Source organism: Aeromicrobium sp., assembly GCF_047606445.1.
Lineage (GTDB): Bacteria > Actinomycetota > Actinomycetes > Propionibacteriales > Nocardioidaceae > Aeromicrobium.
The window spans coordinates 1-16,117 of the sequence record NZ_JASGEK010000035.1 but is presented as its reverse complement, the minus strand read 5'-3'; the positions used below and the strand labels follow the sequence as shown (position 1 = coordinate 16,117).

The window sequence follows — 16,117 nt, the reverse complement described above, 5'->3', positions numbered from 1 at the left end:
TGTGCCCGGTCGGTGCACATGGACGGTGGGCGGGCCTTTCCACGCGGGGTCCGTCCAGCGTCGGCGCGTGGTGAGCAGTCGAGGTGCATGGTGGCCTGGTTCCGTGATGAGTCCGCCGTCGAACGGGCCGCGTCCGCGCACGCGTCCGCGGGACGGCGGGTCGAGATCGCCGACACGCCGCTCGGGGCGGACGGGTTCTTCCTGCTCGTGGGGCGGCCGTGCGGCGCCGAGCGGCGCGAGGACGTCTGATGGCCGTTCCCGTCGGCCTGGCGGTAAAGGCCGCGAGGGCGGCGAAGAGGGCCAAGGGCAGGCATGGGACGGGCAAGGCCGTCCTGGTCGTGGTCGGAGGACTCGTGGCGGCGTTGGTCGCGCCGCTGGCGCTGGTCGGGGTGGTGGTGGTCGGCGCGCTCCAGGCGCTGGGAGGCGAGGACTGCGCGCCGGGCGGGTCGGCGGCGGCCGGTCTCGCCTCGGGGCCGGGGCGTGTTCCGATCGCCGGGAGCTGGTCGGTGACGAGCCCTTACGGGATGCGCGTGCATCCGGTGACGGGCGTCTACAAGCTGCACGACGGCCTCGACCTGGTCGGCCCGGACCTTCGGATCGTGGCGACGCTGCCGGGGACGGTCGCATCGGCGCAGGCCGAGTCCGGCTACGGGAACATCGTGCGGATCGACCACGGCGGCGGGCTGTCGTCGGCGTACGCGCACCTGTCGGCGTTCGCCGTGGACGCCGGGCAGGCCGTCGCGGCGGGACAGGAGGTCGGGACGATGGGCGCGACCGGGTACGCGACGGGCGTCCATCTGCATTTCATGGTGGCCGTCGACGGGGCGACCGTCGATCCGGCGGCGTGGCTGGGCCTGACGGGCGTGGCGGGGACGGCCGACGAGGCGGCGGCCGCGTTCGAGTGCGAGGCGGGGACGGCGGCCGCGCAGGAGGTCGGCGACGAGGTGAACCAGCCGTGCCACCGCGGCACGACGATCGAGGACGAGCTGCAGCCGCCGCTGGTGAGCGTGTACCGGGCGGTCTGCCACCTGTGGCCGGACCGCACGTTCATCGGCTACGGCGACCGCGAGGGCCACCGGACCGGGCACTCCTTGGACATCATGGTCGGCCCGGGGGCCGAGGGCGACGCGATCGTCGCGTACCTGCAGAGGAACGCGGCCGCCTTCACGATCGACTACATCATCTGGCAGCAGCAGATCTGGTCGGTGGCGCGCTCGTCGGAGGGGTGGCGGCCGATGGCCGACCGAGGAAGCGCGACGGCGAACCACCGCGACCACATCGACGTGAACATCGCCGGCGACTGACGCCGAGCCCGCGGGCGGGCCGTCTTGTGTGCCCGTGGTGTGCACATGGGCGGTGAGAGGCCCCGACTGGCGGGGCCGGATCCGCGAACGGACTCCCCTGATGGACATGGACACCGACCTGTTGACCAACCCGGCCGAGACGAGGCTGGCCGGACAGCTCCTGGCCGAGACGGCCCGTCTCGCGACCCGGGTGCGGAGCGAGTACCAGCCGAACATCACCCCCAACACGGACTGGCTGCCGGGCATCAACCTGGCCGAGGGCATCGCCGGGTCCGTCCAGTCGTTCGCGCTGGTCGGCTGTGTGACCGCCATCGTCATCGGCGGTCTGATGATGGCGTTCGGTCCGATGATGGGCCACGGCAAGTCCCGGATGATCGGCCTGTGGGTCGCGCTCTCCGGGTTCTGCGGTGGCATCCTCGTCGCGGCGTCGAACGCGATCCTCGGCTCCGGCGTGGACGCCGGCGGTCAGGCGTGAGCGCGGCGGCCGCCGCGTCCGGCTCGACCGGCGTGGTCTTCCCCCGCCGGTCGAGCCGGGGCGTGATCCTCGGCCTGTCGGCGGGGCAGGTTTTCTGTTTCGGCTGCGCGGGCATGCTGGTCGCGGCGGCCGTCTACGCGGGCGGCTTCCCTGCGGTGCTGGTGGCCGCGCCGCTGTGGGGCGCGTTGGTGGTGCTGGCCCTCGCGCGGGTCGCCGGCGTCCCGATCGTCCAGTGGGCGCCGGTGTGCGTGCAGTACGCCGGCCGGCGGGCCATGGGCCAGTTGGAGTTCCGGCGCGAGCAGGGTGTGAGGCGCCCGGAGAAGGTGCTGGCGCTGCCCGGGGACGTCGCCTCCCTGCGCCTGCACCGCGACGAGCACGAGACCGGCATGGTGATCGACCCGCACGGCCGCACGATGACGGCGGTGCTGCGGCTGCGGCATCCGGCGTTCGTGCTGTTGGACGTCGACGACCAGCGGCAGCGGGCGATGGCGTGGGCGCAGGCGCTCGCCGGATACTGCAACGCGGGCAGCTACATCTCACGGATCCAGACGCTGGAGCGGACGTTGCCGGACTCCTCCAACGACGCGCGGGCGTACTGGGACCGCGCGGGGGTCCACGACGGGTCGTGGGCGTCGCGGTCGTACCAGCAGCTGATGGCCACGGCCGCCCCGGACGCGTTGCGGCACGAGTCGTTGATGGCGGTCACGTTGGACATGAGGGCGGCCAAGCGGGCGGGGTCGGGGCAGGGTCGGGGCCTGGCCGGCCTCGCGGCGCTGCTGCGGGCGCAGATGGCGAGCATCGAGAGGACCATGCAGAACGCCAGGTTGAGGCCGGTCGGCTGGCTCGGCCCCGACGAGGTGACGAGCGTGCTGCGGACCGCGTACGACCCGACGGTGACGGGCGCCTACGACCGGCATCCCGGGGTCGGCCGTTCGCCCGGCTCGGCCGGTCCGATGGCGGTGCGCGAGCGTTGGGGCCATCTGCAGGCCGACGGCGTGTACCACTGCGTGCTGATCGTGACCGAGTGGCCGCGCGTGGAGGTCGAGGCGGGCTTCCTGTGGCCGGTGGTCCTGACCGCGGGGGTGCAGCGGACGTTCACGCTGCTGATGGAGCCGCAGATCACCGCGAAGGCGTTGAAGGAGGCCCAGGCCGAACGGCTCAAGTACGACACCGACCGGAAGGCGCGCGAGAAGGCCGACCTCCAGGTGGGCGTGGCCGACGAGGTCGAGGCGGCCGAGGTGCACCAGCGCGAGGCCGAGCTGACGGCTGGCCACGGGTCGATGAACTACGTGGGCCTGCTGGCGGTGTCGGCGCCGACGAGGAAGGAGCTCGACCGGCGCGTGTCGGAGGTGGTCGACACGGCCGCCCAGTCGGCTGTGCGGCTCGACCGGCTGTACGGGCGGCAGGGTCAGGGGTTCGTCGCCGCGGCGCTGCCGCTGGGCCAGGGGCTCTGATGGCGCGGGCGAGGACGGTGAGGAGCCGTCACGACCAGGTGACGTCGCTGGTCATCCCCGTGAGGGAGACCCGCCGGGAGCGCGCCGAGCGCGAGGCCGCCGAGGGGGAGATCGCCGAGCTGCTGGCCGCCGACGCGCGCGAGGAGGCGGAGAGGGTCGCGGCCGAGCAGCGCGAGCTGCAGGAGCTGCGCGCCCAGGTGCCGCGTCTCGGACCCGCCGGCAAGGCGAAGCTCCGGCCGTGGTGGCGGATGCGGCTGGTCCCGCACAAGGCGACGACGGCGAAGCTGTACACGGCGTTCCCGTTCCTCGCCGACCAGGGGCTCGGCTCGGAGGGCATGCTGATCGGACGGAACGTGTTCAGCAAGGAGGCGTTCAGCTTCGACCCGTGGATGCTCTACCAGGCCGGCGTGCTGACGAACCCGAACGTCGTCCTGGCCGGGGAGATCGGCAAGGGCAAGTCCTCGCTGGCCAAGTCGCTCGTGGTCCGCGGGGTGGCGTTCGGCCGGCGCGCCTACATCCCCGCGGACCCGAAGGGCGAGTGGACGCCTGTCGTGCGCGCGCTGGGCGGGCAGGTCATCGAGGTCGGGCCGGGCTCGCCGGTGCGCATCAACCCTCTCGACCCCGGCCCCCGGCCGTCGAACCTCGTCGACGACGACGAGTGGGAGCTCGTGATCCGCACACGCAGGCTGGAGCTGCTGGAGTCGTTGGCCGAGGCGATCGCCGACCGCCGGCTGGATCCTGTGGAGCGGTCGGCCCTGTCGGTCGCGCTGGACGCCTCGGTCGAGCGTCACGACGAGCCCGTGCTGTCCCATGTCGTCGACTACCTGTTCGAGCCGCCCGCCGACCGCGCCCTGCCGGCGGGCTTCTCGGACCGGGAGGAGCTGATCGGCGACGGCCGGGGCGTGGGCCACTCGCTCGGCCAGATGACGACGGGCGTCCTCGCGGGCGTGTTCGACGGCCCGTCGACCGTCGCCTTCGACACGCGGGTCGCGGCCGTCTCGATCGACCTGTCGCGTTTCGACGAGAACTCGCCGATGATGCCGCTGGTCATGGCGTGCACGGCGGCGTGGATGGAGGCGGCCGTCCGCGACCCCGCCGGCGGCCTGCGGTGGATGATCTACGACGAGGGCTGGCGGGCGATGAAGTACCCGGCGCTGCTGCGTCGGATGCAGTCGCAGTGGAAGCTGGCCCGCGCGTGGGGCATCGCCAACTTCCTGGTGATCCACCGGCTGAGCGACCTGGACGCGATCGGCGACGAGGGGTCGTCGCTGCGGGCGTTGGCCGACGGACTGCTCGCGGACTGCTCGACCCGCATCATCTACGCCCAGCAGGTCGACCAGGTGGCGAACACGGTCGCGAAGCTCGGGTTGACGACGACCGAGACCGAGTACATCCCGAACCTTCATCAGGCGCACGGGCTGTGGAAGGTCGGCCAGCACTCGTTCATCGTGGAGCATCAGCTCTCCGCCGAGGAGTGGCCGGTGTTCGCCACCGACGCGCGCATGGCGACGGTGGCCTGATGGGCGGGCAGAAGATCGTCGCCCCCCGGTCGCCCGACCTGGCGCTGTACGCGGCCGCCGGCCTGGTCGCCGCGGCGGCGTGCGGTTGCGCGTCGATGTGGGCGGTCGTGTGCGCCTCCTGCTGGACGGCAGGACGGCCGGCGCCCGGTTTCGACCTGCGTGCCGCGTCGCGGAGCTGGTGGTGGCCGTCGGACGTCGACGCCCTGTGGGGCACGAGCGCGGGCTCGGGATGGCCCGACGTCGTCGTCCGGGTCGTGGCGGGCGTGCTCTGCCTGGCCGTCCTGGCGGTCCTGGCCCGTCTGCTCGCCCGTGCGGCGGCGTGGGCCGAGGACTCCACCGACGACCTGACGGGGAAGGTGCCCGGCACGGCGTCGGCCGCGCAGATCCGCCAGGCCGCCGGGGAGAAGGCGGTGCTGCGGCGCGCCGGGAGCCTGCGGCCGTCGCTCGACAGTCCGAAGATCACCGATTGCGCGTACCGGCTGGGCACGGCGTCGGGCGTCGCGGCGTTCGCGACGGTGGAGGACTCGACGCTGATCGTGGGTCCGCCCCGCTCGGGCAAGGGCCTGCACCTGATCGTGAACCAGATCCTCGACGCGCCGGGAGCGGTGGTCACCACCAGCACCCGGCCCGACAACCTGACGCTGACGCTGACGGCCCGCCAGCGCGTCGGGCCGGTCGTCGTGTTCGACCCGCAGGGTCTGACGCCGGGGCTGACGGGCCCGGTGTTCGACGGGGACGGCGAGCCTCTGACCGACGAGGCCGGCCGGCCGGTCTTGGAGCCGCTGAACGTGAAGTGGTCTCCGATCCGCGGCTGCGAACGTCCGAAGACGGCGCAGATCCGCGCCAAGGGTTTCGCCTCCGGCAGCGGCATCGGCGGCGGAGGCGTGTCGGACGGGTCGTTCTGGGAGGCGCAGTCGCAGACGGTGATCCAGTGCCTGCTGCACGCCGCGGCCCTCGGAGGCAAGGACGCCGCCGACCTGTACCGGTGGAGCGTGAACCCGGTCGCCGCGGTGCGCGAGGCTCGTCCGATCCTCACCGACGACCCGCGCGCGGCCGAGGGGTGGGCGTCGACGCTGGCGGCCGTGGCCGACGGCGACCCCCGCCAGCGGGACAGCGTCTGGATGGGCGTGCGGTCGGCGTTCGCCGCGTTGAGCTCGCCGGAGACCCTGGAGGCGGTACGGCCCCGCTCGAAGGACGAGGAGTTCGATCCGGTCGAGTTCGTCCGCGACCGGGGAACCCTGTACCTGCTGGCGTCGTGGAAGGAGTCGGAGATCGTCGGCCCGTTGGTGGCGGCGATGGTCGAGGACGTGATCGAGGCCGCCGAACGGCTCGCGGCCGGGTCGCAGGGCGCCCGCCTGGACCCTCCGGTGGCTTTCGTCCTCGACGAGATCGCGAACTTCGCGGCGCTGCCGTCGCTCCTGCCGATGATGAGCCAGGGCGGCGGCTCGGGCATGACGACCGTGGCGGTCGTGCAGTCGAAGGCCCAGCTGCGGGACAAATGGGGCAAGGACGCCGGCGACGCGATCTGGGACTCCTCGATCGTCAAGGTCATCCTCGGCGGCGGCTCCAACACCCCGGACTTGAAGGAGTGGTCGGACCTGATCGGCGAGCGCGACGAGACGCAGATCAGAGTCAGCCACGGGACCGGCCTGCTGGGGTCGCTCGACCGGTCGGAGTCGTTCGACTTGCGGAAGACGCCGATCCTGTCGGTCGCGCAGCTGCGCGAGCTGCCGTTCGGGACGGCGGTGCTGCTGCTGCGGTCCGCCCCGGCGATCATGCTCGACTTGAAGGCGTGGAACGAACGCGCCGACGCCGGCCGGCTGAAGGCCGACAGGAAGTCGGTGGAGAAGCAGATCCGCGATTCCCTGGCGAGTGGGCGATTCTGATGCGGGCGGCCAAACCGGGGACGATGAGCGTCGCGCGTCTACGACGGCGTGCCGCCTACCGCGAGTACATGGCCTCGGCCGCCTGGTGGACCCGGCGCCGTGACTGGCACGCCCACCACGTGACGGTCACCGGGTCCGAGCCTCGGTGCGCCGGCTGTCTGGCCGAGTGGTCGCTGGACGACGACGACCTGCACCACCTCGACTACACGAGGCTCGGCGACGAGGCCCACGCAGACCTGATCGCGGTGTGCCGCGCCTGCCACGACGTCGTGCACTGGCTCTACGACAGCTCCCGCGCGTATCGACGCCTCGGCCTGCGGACGGCGTCGCTGACGATCCTCCAACGGATACGCGCCGGCCGGGCCTAGTTGTCGGCGGCCGCCGATACCATCCCGAGCATGAACCAGATCCTCGACGTGCGGGTCCAGTCGGTGACGCACGGCCCTCACGGGTCGACCGCGATCGTGAAGCTGCCCGACGGGCGTCGTTATCCGGCGTGGACGCACGGCCACTGGATCGGCAAGGGCCGGTTGCGCGTCCACGGCGATTTCAGACTGGACCACGCGGGCAGCCAGTGGCTGGGGGTCGCCGGCGTGGAGCGGAAGATCTCCTGGCTTCAATGGCAAAGGTCTCGGCGGGCCGCGGTCGGTCCGGCGCGCTTCTACGCTCTGAGCGCGGTGCGGGTCGTGCTGTGGACGGTCGTCGGGGCGTGGGTCGCGGCGGCGTCGGTCATGATCCTGGCCGCGGCGCTGGTGTTGTTGCTGCCGCTGTGCGCGCTGTCCGTGGCGGGACTGATGTGCGGCCCGTCGAATTCGTACCGCTACGTCGGCGGCGGCGTCTATCGCAGGTACTGAGCACGTTCCTGGCTCCTGATCGTGTGTGCCCGCAGTGTGCACATGGGCGGTGAGAGGCCCCGGCTGGCGGGGTGCGAGCACTGTTGGAGGCGGATGCGCTGTGGTGTTGCTGGGCGAGAAGGAGACGGTGACCGCGTCGTGCGGTCACGAGCACGAGGTCGACCTGTCCGAGCTGGCGGTGGACCGGCGGGCCGGCCGTAAGCGGTTCTTCGAGGAGAAGGGCCTGTGCGGCGAGTGTTTCGCGGAGTCCTCGTCGGCGGAGCGCGAGAAGCAGAGGGACGCGTGGGTCAAAGCGCGTCGGGCGGAGGTCGACCAGGCTGTCGAGGCGTGGTCGACGGCGGCCGGCATGCCGTCTCTGGACGGCTCGCCGAAGCAGGCCTCGTACGCGGCGGCCATCCGCATGGCGATGGTCGTCGCCGCGCACAAGGAGTTGGTGTTCGAGGGCGCTCACGACGAGGACTGGTTCACCGGGAACGTCGAGGGGCCGGCCCGGAGGGTCGGGCAGGCCCGCTGGTGGCTGGACAACAAGGACATGGCTCCGTCCGACCTTCCCGTCCTGCTCGACGCCGCGGTCAACGACCCCCGCAACCGGGCCGAATGCGAGAACGACGCATGAACAACTCGCTGCCCTTCGCCGAGCGGGGCAACCTGACCGGCGACCCGGAGCTGTCGTACCTCGCCGACGGCACGGCGCGCACGAGGTTCACGCTCGCGGTCGACGAGCGTAAGAAGCAGCCCGACGGCTCGTACAAGACGGTCGGCAAGGTGTTCTACCGGGTGGCCTGCTGGGCCAACGCGGCGAACCTGGTCGCCGAGCTGTACCGCAAGGGCGACCCGGTGGTGGTGGTCGGCGACCTGCGGCACCGGTCGTACCTGGACGCCGAGGACAAGCGTCGTCAGTCCGTCGACGTCACAGCGACGATCGTGTGCCCGGATCCGTCACGGTCTCGCTTCAGCGTCGACCGGGCTCCCCAGGGGTCGTCCGAGCGGCCGGCCGCCGCTGCGGCGTCGGAGCAGCCGCCCGGCGCCGACCCGTGGGCGCCGGCCTCGGGCGTCGGCGGAGGGTGGGACGGTCCGTGACCTCCGAGGAGTCGCAGAAGCCGAACCTGTACGGGCCGGAGGTGCTCGAAGGCGTGGGGGCGATGGTCGCCGACCTGATGGGCGAGCTGGAGGCCGGTTCCGACGCGTCGCCGGCGACCGACGGGGCGGACACGGGTCTCGCGCAGATGTTGGGCTCTCTGGCCGTCGCGCCGGTCGACTGGCGCGAGCTGGAGGCGGCGCCGGACCAGACGGCCGCGGCGCGGACGTGGCGTGACCTCGGCGCGTGGGTGGTGTGGTTGACCGGGCGGTACGCGCTCAAACGGGTGCTGGTGCCGCCGTGCTGGTATCTGCACGGCGCGCTCGTGGAGGAGCTGACCGCCCTGTGGGGGGCCTGGCTGACGATGTACGACCGGACCCAGCCCGCGTCGTCGATGATCGTCTGGCATCGCGAGTACGAGTGGGCGCGCGTCCGGTTGCGGGAGTGGGTCGGCGAGGCCGGCTGCGGCACCGAGCAGAACCACACGCCCGACGAGCAGCAGCGGACGTGGATCGGGCAGCCGGCCGACGACGGCCGTCGTCCCGGACGGTCGCCGGAGGAGTGGTGGCCGGTGTTCGACGCCTGGGTGACTGCGGCGACCGGAATCGCCGCCGACGGACAGGCGGCCTAGGACGGCGTCGTCGAGGCCCTGCGACCAGCTTCTCTGGTCGCAGGGCCTCGGCATTTCCGCGGTTCAACGCTGCACGCCGGGCGCGCCTTTGGTGCGGGGTCCGACCGGAGCCGAGTCGTCGGCTCCGGCGGCGGCGCGGGCTCGATCGCGCGCGGCGATGGCTTTGGCGTAGGCGACCCGTAGTCCGGAGTCGGCCGGGGGTCGTCCGAGGGTGTCGTCCGGGTCGGTGACGCCTGCCCGCTCCCGGTAGGCGGTGACGGCCGCGAAGGACACCAGCCAGGCTCGTCGCGCGTCGGCGGCCGCGGGGACCGGGCCGAGCTCGGCATGCCACGGTCGCGGGCTCGCCATGGCCTCGGCGAGGCGCGCTTCGAGCCGTTCGGCGATGTGGGCCTCGATCTGTCGCTCGCGTTGGTCGAGGGCGAGCCGGTAGTCGGGGTCGGTGACGTCGTCGGCGGCCGGGACGACGCCGCCGACCATGCGGGGTCGGGCTCGTCTGAGGGCGCCGGCGTCGTCGAGGCCGGCCATGACGGCGTCGAGCCGGTCGGCGAGTTCGGCGACCGGCTCGTCGCCGAGGTCGGCCGACGCCGCGGCGTCGATGGCCGCGGCCTCGGGGTCGACGCCGACGGCTTCGAGGTGGCGCAGGGTGTTGATGGCGCGGAGCCAGGCTTCGTCGGACTCGATGTGGTCGATCGAGGCCGCCTCTAGGACGGCGTTCCAGCGGTCGTGGTGGGCGTACATGGCGATGACCTCGTACTCGGTGACGAGCCGGTCGAGGCTGTCGGCGGCCTCCTCGAGTTTGGCTCGGGTCTCGGTGGCGGAGTCGGGGGCGCCCACGGCGGTCATCGCGCCCCGGAACGCTTCGAGCATGGTCTTCTCGGGTTCGGGGACGTGTCCGTGGCCTGGTTCTGCGGCGTGGTCGTCGACGTGGACGACGCAGGCGTGGTTGGCCTCGCTAGCGCGGGTCATGGCCACGTACAGCAGCTCGCGCGTCATGCGTTCGCCGACGAGGGCGTAGGCGGTGTCGACGGTGGACCCTTGCGCGCGGTGGGCGGTGAACGCGTAGGCGAGTTCGACTTGCTCGGCGACGTAGTCGGCGTCGAGGACGATCGTCTGTCCGTTCTCGGCGCGGGTGACGGTCAGGGAGCCGTCCTTGTGGCGCTGCTGGACGGTCCAGAGGTGGCCGTTCTTGACCCAGGAGTTCGGGCCGGTGGTCTTCTTCCGGTCGTTCTTGCGGGTGACGATCTGGTCGCCGACGCCGGCGTGGCTTCCGTCGTGGAGGCGGACGCCGTCGGCCTCGACGAGTCCGGCGGTGACGAGGTCGGCGCGGGCGCGGGCGTTGAGCTCGGCGACGAGTTCGTTCTCGGCGGCGATCATCATGGTGTTCTTGCCGGCCTGGGTGTCGGCCAGCCACGACGTGTAGACGTGCTCGACCATCTCGTCGTGGGTGCCGCCGTGGAGGCGGCCCTGGCCGTCGTAGGCGTCGGCGGCGGCGTGGTCGCCGACGCGTAGGAGCGTGGACGCGGCTTTCTCCCAGTCGTCTTTGAACCGGCGGATCTCGACGAGCTCGGGGACGTCGTCGCGGTCGCGGGCGAGCATCCCGAACGCTCCGCCGGCGTCGACGGCCGACAGCTGCGCCCAGTCCCCGACGAGCAGGATCTTCGCGCCGGCCGTCCGGGCTTGCGCGGTGAGCTGGTCGAGGGCGAGCGTCCCGGCCAGGGAGGCCTCGTCGACGATGACCAGCTCGCCGGGCCGCAGCTGCCACTTCTGCGCGTCGGTCTGGAGACGGTCGGCGATCTCGTGGCGGCCTCGGGCGCGCAGACGGTCGATCCGCTCGCGCCGGCGGGCGTTGCCGCTGATCGACTCGGTCAGCCATTTGGCGGTGTTCTCGGTGTCGATGCCGAGGGAGTCCGCCAGCACCTCGGCGGCGGCCGCCGAGGGGGCGAGGCCGCGGACGGTCCCGGCGCCGTGCTGGGCCTCCCACGCGCCCAGGAGCTGCGCCATGGTGGTGGTCTTGCCGGTGCCGGCCGGCCCGACGAGCACGTCCAGCGTCCGCCCGCTGGTGGCGATCGCCACGACCGCGTCGGCCTGGTCGGTCGACAGGCGGAAGCCCTTCTCGGTGAGGGCCTCGGCGTGGTGTCGCGCCACGCCGGCGTCGACGGCCGGCCCGGACGTCGTACGTGACGCGGTGAGGAGGCGCTGCTCGGCGGCGAGGATGGCCGGGCTGGTGAACGTCTGTCCGCCGGTGCGGGTGAACGCCGAGGTGCCGTCGGCGCGGCGGAGCGCCTGCGGCAGGTGCAGGGTGTCGGCGGGGTCGAGTCGGATCGCCCAGGACTCGATCTGGTCGACCACGGCCCGGGTGACGGCCATCCGGTCGTCGACCGACGCGAACCGAATGCCTTTGATCGCCCGTTGGGCGGCCGCGGTGGCGTTCCAGCGGGTCCAGGTCGTGCGGGACGTCTCCAGCTCCTTGAAGGCGGTGGCGGCTGCTGCTGCGAGGTCGTCGCCGACGACGTCGTCGGCGCGGAGCTGCTGGACGGGTCGGCGTCGCTGCCGGTCGAGCAGTTTGCGGACGAGCCGCGACGGGTCTTCGCCGAGCACCTGGCGGGCGTGCTCGTGCCATGTCTCGGTCAGCTGCTGGAGCGGTCTGATCTGTTTGACCGGACGAGTGGCGAGGGTGGCCTGCTGGCGGAGTCTGTGGATGTCCTTCTGGCTGGGGCTGCGGCCTTTGCGGTCTCGGAAGAGTTCGACGAGCCGGTCGGTCTCGGCGTCGATGTCGGCGCTGCGGCTGGAGAACGCCTCGGTGAGCTCGACGGGGACGCCTCTGATCTCGAAGCGTTTCATCTTGCCGCCTCGTCCGGTGGCTCGTTCCTCCCACGCGAGGCCGAGCTGGTCGGTGAGCCGGTCGGCGAGGACCGCGTCGTACAGCTCGCTCATGGCGACGGTCGACGGGAACAGGGCGCCCCGTGAGTCGAGGGTGCGCCATTTCCCGTCGGGCCCCTGGGTCTTGTTCGCGACGAGGACGTGGGTGTGCAGTTGCGGGTCGCCGGTGCGTGAGTCCCAGTGGTCGAACGCGTTGACTCCGATGCCCTGCGTCTCGACCTGCGCCGCGCCGGCCTTGCCGACGCGGGTGCGGACGGCGTCGGCCTCCATCACTTTGACGACGTCGGAGATCGCCGCCTGGTGGGCCTCGTAGATCTGCTCGCGCACGCCCTGGTCGGCGATCGCCCAGAGCGTCGACACGCTCTTGGGCGGGCTGAAGGTGTGGTCGAACGCGGCGACGGCCTGCTTGGTCTTCCTGCCGGCCTCCTCGCCGCTGATCCGTTTGTAGGCCTCGTCTCGCTGCTCGGTGCTGAGGCCGGCCGGCAGTTGGCGCATCCGTTTGGAGATCCGGTCTCTGACCGACGTGGTCGTCTCGTACTTGCGGCCCATGGCCTCGCCGGTGAACGGGTTGACGCCTTCCTCGTAGAGCAGCCGCATCTGCTCGGGCGTGACCTCGTCGCCGACGGTCACGCGGCCGCCGGACATAGCCTCGACGGCCGAGCCGAGCCAGCGTCCGGGCGGGGTTCCTTCGGCGCCGTAGTAGTCGGTGATCTGCGAGGGCGTCAGCTCGGCGGCCTTCGCGCTCAACGCCGCTTCGGCGTCCGCGACGGTGTCGAGGAGGTAGGTGTACCCGTTGCCGGCGTGCATCTCCTTGACCGAGACGACCATCAGGCGTCCTCGACGGCAGCGTGGCGTTGACGGTCGCGGCGGGCGCGTTGGGCGCAGCGGGGCGAGCAGTAGAGGGCGTCGGCGCGGCGGGGGTAGAAGCCGGTGCGGCATGAACGGCAGGTGGTGGGGCGTGGCTTGCGGTCCCGGATGCGTTTGGCCCGTTGGCGGCAGGCGGTCGAGCAGTGGCGGCGGGTGCGGCGGGTGAGGGTGATCTGGTGTCCGCAGACGACGCAGTGGGCGCGGTCGCCGACGGCCAGGCGTGTCCGGGCGCAGGCGTCGGGGCAGCGGTCGCCGGTGGCGGGTTGTCCGCAGACGCGGCAGCGCCATGACCGCGTGGCCGGAGCGGTCACCGTGGAGGTGGTGCCCGTGACCGCGCCGGTGGCCAGGTCGTCACCGGCCTCGGTGGTCACGGCCTCGGTGGTCACGTCGAGGTGTTGACCAGGTGGCGACGTGTCCGTGGCCGCCTGGTCGGGGCCGCCCGGCGTGGACGTGTCGCGTTCGGCCGAGCGCGACACGTCGGCTTGGAGCCGGGCGGCGAGGTGGCGGAGGGCCTGCTCGGTGACCCGACGACGGCGTTCGCGTTGGGAGCACGTCGTCGAGCAGAACCGCTGTTTGCGGTTCGTGGCCGCGTAGACGGCTGTGCAGTCGCGGGCCGCGCAGACGCGGCCGCCCCAGACTCGGCGGGCTCGCGGCGTCGCGCCGGGCGGCCTGGAGGGGTCCGGCGCGGGTGGTTTGGGTGGCACGGTGTGGCTCCTGGAGGCGAGACGGGGTCGCCTCCATGTGCACTCGCCGGGCACGCAAACCGGGGAAGCGTCGCGGTTATCTCTGACAAGTGCCAGATGTGTATGCCGAATTGCGACGTAGGAGCGATTCGGCCGTCGGCGCGCCAGCGCCGACCTCTCTTTTTCCTCCTCTCAACTTTTCCTCCTCTCAACTTCCTCTTCAAAATTTCTCTTTGCGGGCAGTGGGGATGAACTCGGGTCGTCGGCGGGGGGGCGTCGTGTCGGTCGCGGGTTGACGAGTGCGTTCTCTCCCCCCGGGCCGGCGGTGGCCCTCGCGCCCCTCCGCCGGGTGTCCGTCGGTTGGCGAGGGCGACGGGCTCGGGTGGGGACTCGGTGCTTTGGCCTTGTCCGCATGTGGGTAACGGGAGGACCGGCGGAGCGGACAGGAGGTCCGGGTTATCCATATGCGGTCAAGGCCACGAGACGCGGCTGAGCGTCCGCGACGGTCACGGCCACATGTCGGCGCGGACGTGCGGTGAGGAGGCCTGGCCGGTCGACGGTCGCGTGACCGCTTGTGGGCTTGTCCACGGGTGGTCAAGGCCACGGTCGAGGTCTGACCGCAGCCCTCGGCTGGTGACCACGCGTCGTCGTGTCCGACGGCCACGAACTGCCTGGCCGGTCGACCGGCTCGTGACCGCGTGACCGTGACCGCGTGACCGCGTGTCCGTGACCGCGTGACCGTGACCGTGACCGCGTGACCGCGTGTCCGTGACCGCGTGACCGTGACCGCGTGACCGCGTGACCGTGACCGCGTGACCGCGTGTCCGTGACCGCGTGACCGTGACCGTGACCGCGTGACCGCGTGACCGCGTGACCGTGACCGTGACCGTGACCGCGTGACCGTGACCGTGACCGTGACCGCGTGACCGTGACCGTGACCGTGACCGCGTGTCCGCGTGTCCGTGACCGCGTGTCCGTGACCGCGTGACCGCGTGACCGCGTGACCGTGACCGTGACCGCGTGACCGCGTGACCGCGTGACCGCGTGACCGCGTGTCCGTGACCGTGACCGTGACCGTGACCGCGTGACCGCGTGTCCGCTGTCCGTGTCCGCGTGTCCGCTGTCCGGACGGCGCGTGGACCGTGGTGTGCACACGGGGTGTGAGGCGGTCGTTCTGATCGTCGGCCACGCGACCATCTGAGGGGCAGATTGATGACCGGACACGACGACCGCAAGACGAGCCGTTCGAGTACGTGGCTGCTGGGCGTCTTGGTGGCGGTGGTGGCGGCCATCGCGGTCGGTGCGTTCACGTTGTCGTTCGACGCGTTGTCGGACCTGGCCGTGACCGCCGGCATCCGCGTCGGCCTGGCCTGGTTGCTGCCGTTGATCGTCGACGGGTTCATCGTCGCGGCCACGCTGGCCGCCGTCGTCCTGCGTGGCCGGGCGGCCGCGTCGATCTACGCGTGGGCCACGCTTGTGATGTTCGCCGGCATCAGCGTGGCCGGCAACGCGCTCCACGCCGAGGGCGCGGCGGACGCGACCGCTCTGCCGGTCACGGTCGCCGCCGGCGTCTCGGCCGTCCCGGCCGTCGCTCTTCTGCTCGCCTCGCACCTGCTCGTCATCGTCATGGACGGCAGCTCGGGCAAGCAGAACCGGACCACCGCGCCCCCGCGTGCGTCGGCGGCCCCTCGCCCCCGTCCGGGCGACGAGACCGCGGCCTCCCCTTCCGGTCCGTCGGAGCCCGTCGCGGCCCGGCCGGCCGTCGACCGGCCACGACCGGACCCCGCTGACGTCGGCTCCGCTCCCACCGCCACGCTGACGGCGAAGACCGACGCGGTCGGCGCTCCGGCCGGCGACGTCGCCGCCCAGATCGCCTGGATCAAAGCCGAGCTGGCGGCCGGCCGCGACCTCACCGGCGCCGAGGTCGGCGGGCAGTTCGGATTCAGCGCCAAGACCGGGCGGCGTCGCCTCGCCGAGGCCCGCGCGCAGCCGGACTCCGCCGGGCTGCGCATCGTCGCCAGCCAGTAGCCGCGACCCCCGCGAGACGACCCGTCCGCCGGGTGGGGCGTTTTGTGTGCCCGTGGTGTGCACATGGGCGGTGAGAGGTCCGGTTCCGGGCTTCTCCCCCGCGTCCGGTTCCGGCGCGGGGCCGGTTTAGCAGGGATGAGGAATCTCATGAAGGACTCTCCAGTGGAGTCGCGTCGTCGGCGTTGGCGGCGTGGGTCGCCGGGCACGGCGACCCGTAGGAAGACGGGCGCGCTGCTCGCGTCCGTGTTGTTCGGCGGTGTCGCGGCGATGGGCGCGACGGCTCCGGCGGGCGCGATGGACTCCGGATCGCTGTCGGGCTACAACGCGGGCACGGGCACGGTGAGCACGTTCGCGGTCGGCGGTCAGCGGGTGGTGTGCGTGGAGGCGTTCACGGACACGCCGGACTCGTTGTCGGGCGGCGAGACGGTGAGCCATCCGGCGATCGGCTACGCGCTGT

15 protein-coding genes are annotated in these 16,117 nt (G+C 72.3%); 13 read left to right on the top strand and 2 right to left on the bottom strand.

The window, feature by feature from the left end:
* Nucleotides 1-87 precede the first annotated feature (87 nt).
* The 11 genes from QM621_RS08150 to QM621_RS08100 all read left to right on the top strand — a co-directional run bounded on the left by QM621_RS08150 (nucleotide 88) and on the right by QM621_RS08100 (nucleotide 9,202).
* Nucleotides 88-249, top strand: a complete 162-nt coding sequence (locus tag QM621_RS08150) for a hypothetical protein (RefSeq protein ID WP_414989879.1) — start codon at nucleotides 88-90, stop codon at nucleotides 247-249.
* The gene (locus QM621_RS08145) at nucleotides 249-1,304 is read left to right on the top strand and encodes a M23 family metallopeptidase (protein ID WP_414989878.1); all 1,056 of its coding nucleotides are present in this window, start codon (nucleotides 249-251) and stop codon (nucleotides 1,302-1,304) included. The genes QM621_RS08150 and QM621_RS08145 overlap by 1 nt, the downstream gene beginning before the upstream one ends.
* 106 nt (nucleotides 1,305-1,410) lie before the next feature.
* Nucleotides 1,411-1,779, top strand: coding sequence for a hypothetical protein (locus QM621_RS08140; RefSeq protein ID WP_414989877.1), 369 nt, complete (start codon nucleotides 1,411-1,413; stop codon nucleotides 1,777-1,779).
* A complete protein-coding gene (locus QM621_RS08135) occupies nucleotides 1,776-3,233 on the top strand; it encodes an SCO6880 family protein (protein WP_414989876.1) in 1,458 nt (485 codons plus the stop codon). The genes QM621_RS08140 and QM621_RS08135 overlap by 4 nt, the downstream gene beginning before the upstream one ends.
* Nucleotides 3,233-4,753 carry an ATP-binding protein gene (locus QM621_RS08130; protein ID WP_414989875.1) on the top strand — a complete coding sequence of 507 codons (1,521 nt, stop codon included), beginning with the start codon at nucleotides 3,233-3,235 and terminating at the stop codon, nucleotides 4,751-4,753. The genes QM621_RS08135 and QM621_RS08130 overlap by 1 nt, the downstream gene beginning before the upstream one ends.
* On the top strand, nucleotides 4,753-6,639 hold the full coding sequence (locus tag QM621_RS08125; protein WP_414989874.1) for a type IV secretory system conjugative DNA transfer family protein: 1,887 nt from the start codon (nucleotides 4,753-4,755) through the stop codon (nucleotides 6,637-6,639). Before QM621_RS08130 ends, QM621_RS08125 begins: the two co-directional genes overlap by 1 nt.
* A 23-nt stretch (nucleotides 6,640-6,662) precedes the next feature.
* Nucleotides 6,663-7,007 carry a hypothetical protein gene (locus QM621_RS08120; RefSeq protein ID WP_414989873.1) on the top strand — a complete coding sequence of 115 codons (345 nt, stop codon included), beginning with the start codon at nucleotides 6,663-6,665 and terminating at the stop codon, nucleotides 7,005-7,007.
* A 30-nt stretch (nucleotides 7,008-7,037) separates the two neighbouring features.
* The gene (locus QM621_RS08115) at nucleotides 7,038-7,493 is read left to right on the top strand and encodes a hypothetical protein (protein WP_414989872.1); all 456 of its coding nucleotides are present in this window, start codon (nucleotides 7,038-7,040) and stop codon (nucleotides 7,491-7,493) included.
* A 100-nt stretch (nucleotides 7,494-7,593) separates the two neighbouring features.
* A complete protein-coding gene (locus QM621_RS08110; protein ID WP_414989871.1) occupies nucleotides 7,594-8,109 on the top strand; it encodes a hypothetical protein in 516 nt (171 codons plus the stop codon).
* Complete coding sequence (locus QM621_RS08105; RefSeq protein ID WP_414989870.1) at nucleotides 8,106-8,573, top strand: single-stranded DNA-binding protein; 468 nt, start codon at nucleotides 8,106-8,108, stop codon at nucleotides 8,571-8,573. Before QM621_RS08110 ends, QM621_RS08105 begins: the two co-directional genes overlap by 4 nt.
* Nucleotides 8,570-9,202, top strand: a complete 633-nt coding sequence (locus tag QM621_RS08100; protein ID WP_414989869.1) for a hypothetical protein — start codon at nucleotides 8,570-8,572, stop codon at nucleotides 9,200-9,202. The genes QM621_RS08105 and QM621_RS08100 overlap by 4 nt, the downstream gene beginning before the upstream one ends.
* A gap of 63 nt (nucleotides 9,203-9,265) precedes the next feature.
* Here the strand turns inward: QM621_RS08100 and mobF are convergent, their stop codons facing one another.
* Nucleotides 9,266-12,910 (bottom strand): MobF family relaxase, encoded by a 3,645-nt coding sequence (mobF, locus tag QM621_RS08095; RefSeq protein ID WP_414989868.1) that lies wholly within the window; start codon nucleotides 12,908-12,910, stop codon nucleotides 9,266-9,268.
* On the bottom strand, nucleotides 12,910-13,653 hold the full coding sequence (locus QM621_RS08090) for a hypothetical protein (RefSeq protein ID WP_414989867.1): 744 nt from the start codon (nucleotides 13,651-13,653) through the stop codon (nucleotides 12,910-12,912). Before QM621_RS08090 ends, mobF begins: the two co-directional genes overlap by 1 nt.
* A gap of 1,191 nt (nucleotides 13,654-14,844) precedes the next feature.
* On the opposite strand from QM621_RS08090, the gene QM621_RS08085 reads away from it, so the two are divergent.
* Nucleotides 14,845-15,660: a DUF2637 domain-containing protein gene (locus QM621_RS08085; protein ID WP_414989866.1), complete on the top strand. Its 816-nt coding sequence runs from the start codon at nucleotides 14,845-14,847 to the stop codon at nucleotides 15,658-15,660.
* Between the two features lie 147 nt (nucleotides 15,661-15,807).
* A partial coding sequence (locus QM621_RS08080; protein ID WP_414989865.1) for a hypothetical protein occupies nucleotides 15,808-16,117 on the top strand: 310 nt, incomplete at its 3' end.

Excerpts from the sequence above, each read along its gene's own strand:
- QM621_RS08150 (WP_414989879.1), top strand. The coding sequence starts at position 88 with ATGGTGGCCTGGTTCCGTGATGAGTCCGCCGTCGAACGGGCCGCGTCC.
- QM621_RS08145 (WP_414989878.1), top strand. The coding sequence starts at position 249 with ATGGCCGTTCCCGTCGGCCTGGCGGTAAAGGCCGCGAGGGCGGCGAAG.
- QM621_RS08140 (WP_414989877.1), top strand. The coding sequence starts at position 1,411 with ATGGACACCGACCTGTTGACCAACCCGGCCGAGACGAGGCTGGCCGGA.
- QM621_RS08130 (WP_414989875.1), top strand. The coding sequence starts at position 3,233 with ATGGCGCGGGCGAGGACGGTGAGGAGCCGTCACGACCAGGTGACGTCG.
- QM621_RS08125 (WP_414989874.1), top strand. The coding sequence starts at position 4,753 with ATGGGCGGGCAGAAGATCGTCGCCCCCCGGTCGCCCGACCTGGCGCTG.
- QM621_RS08120 (WP_414989873.1), top strand. The coding sequence starts at position 6,663 with ATGAGCGTCGCGCGTCTACGACGGCGTGCCGCCTACCGCGAGTACATG.
- QM621_RS08115 (WP_414989872.1), top strand. The coding sequence starts at position 7,038 with ATGAACCAGATCCTCGACGTGCGGGTCCAGTCGGTGACGCACGGCCCT.
- QM621_RS08105 (WP_414989870.1), top strand. The coding sequence starts at position 8,106 with ATGAACAACTCGCTGCCCTTCGCCGAGCGGGGCAACCTGACCGGCGAC.
- mobF (WP_414989868.1), bottom strand. The coding sequence starts at position 12,910 with ATGGTCGTCTCGGTCAAGGAGATGCACGCCGGCAACGGGTACACCTAC.
- QM621_RS08085 (WP_414989866.1), top strand. The coding sequence starts at position 14,845 with ATGACCGGACACGACGACCGCAAGACGAGCCGTTCGAGTACGTGGCTG.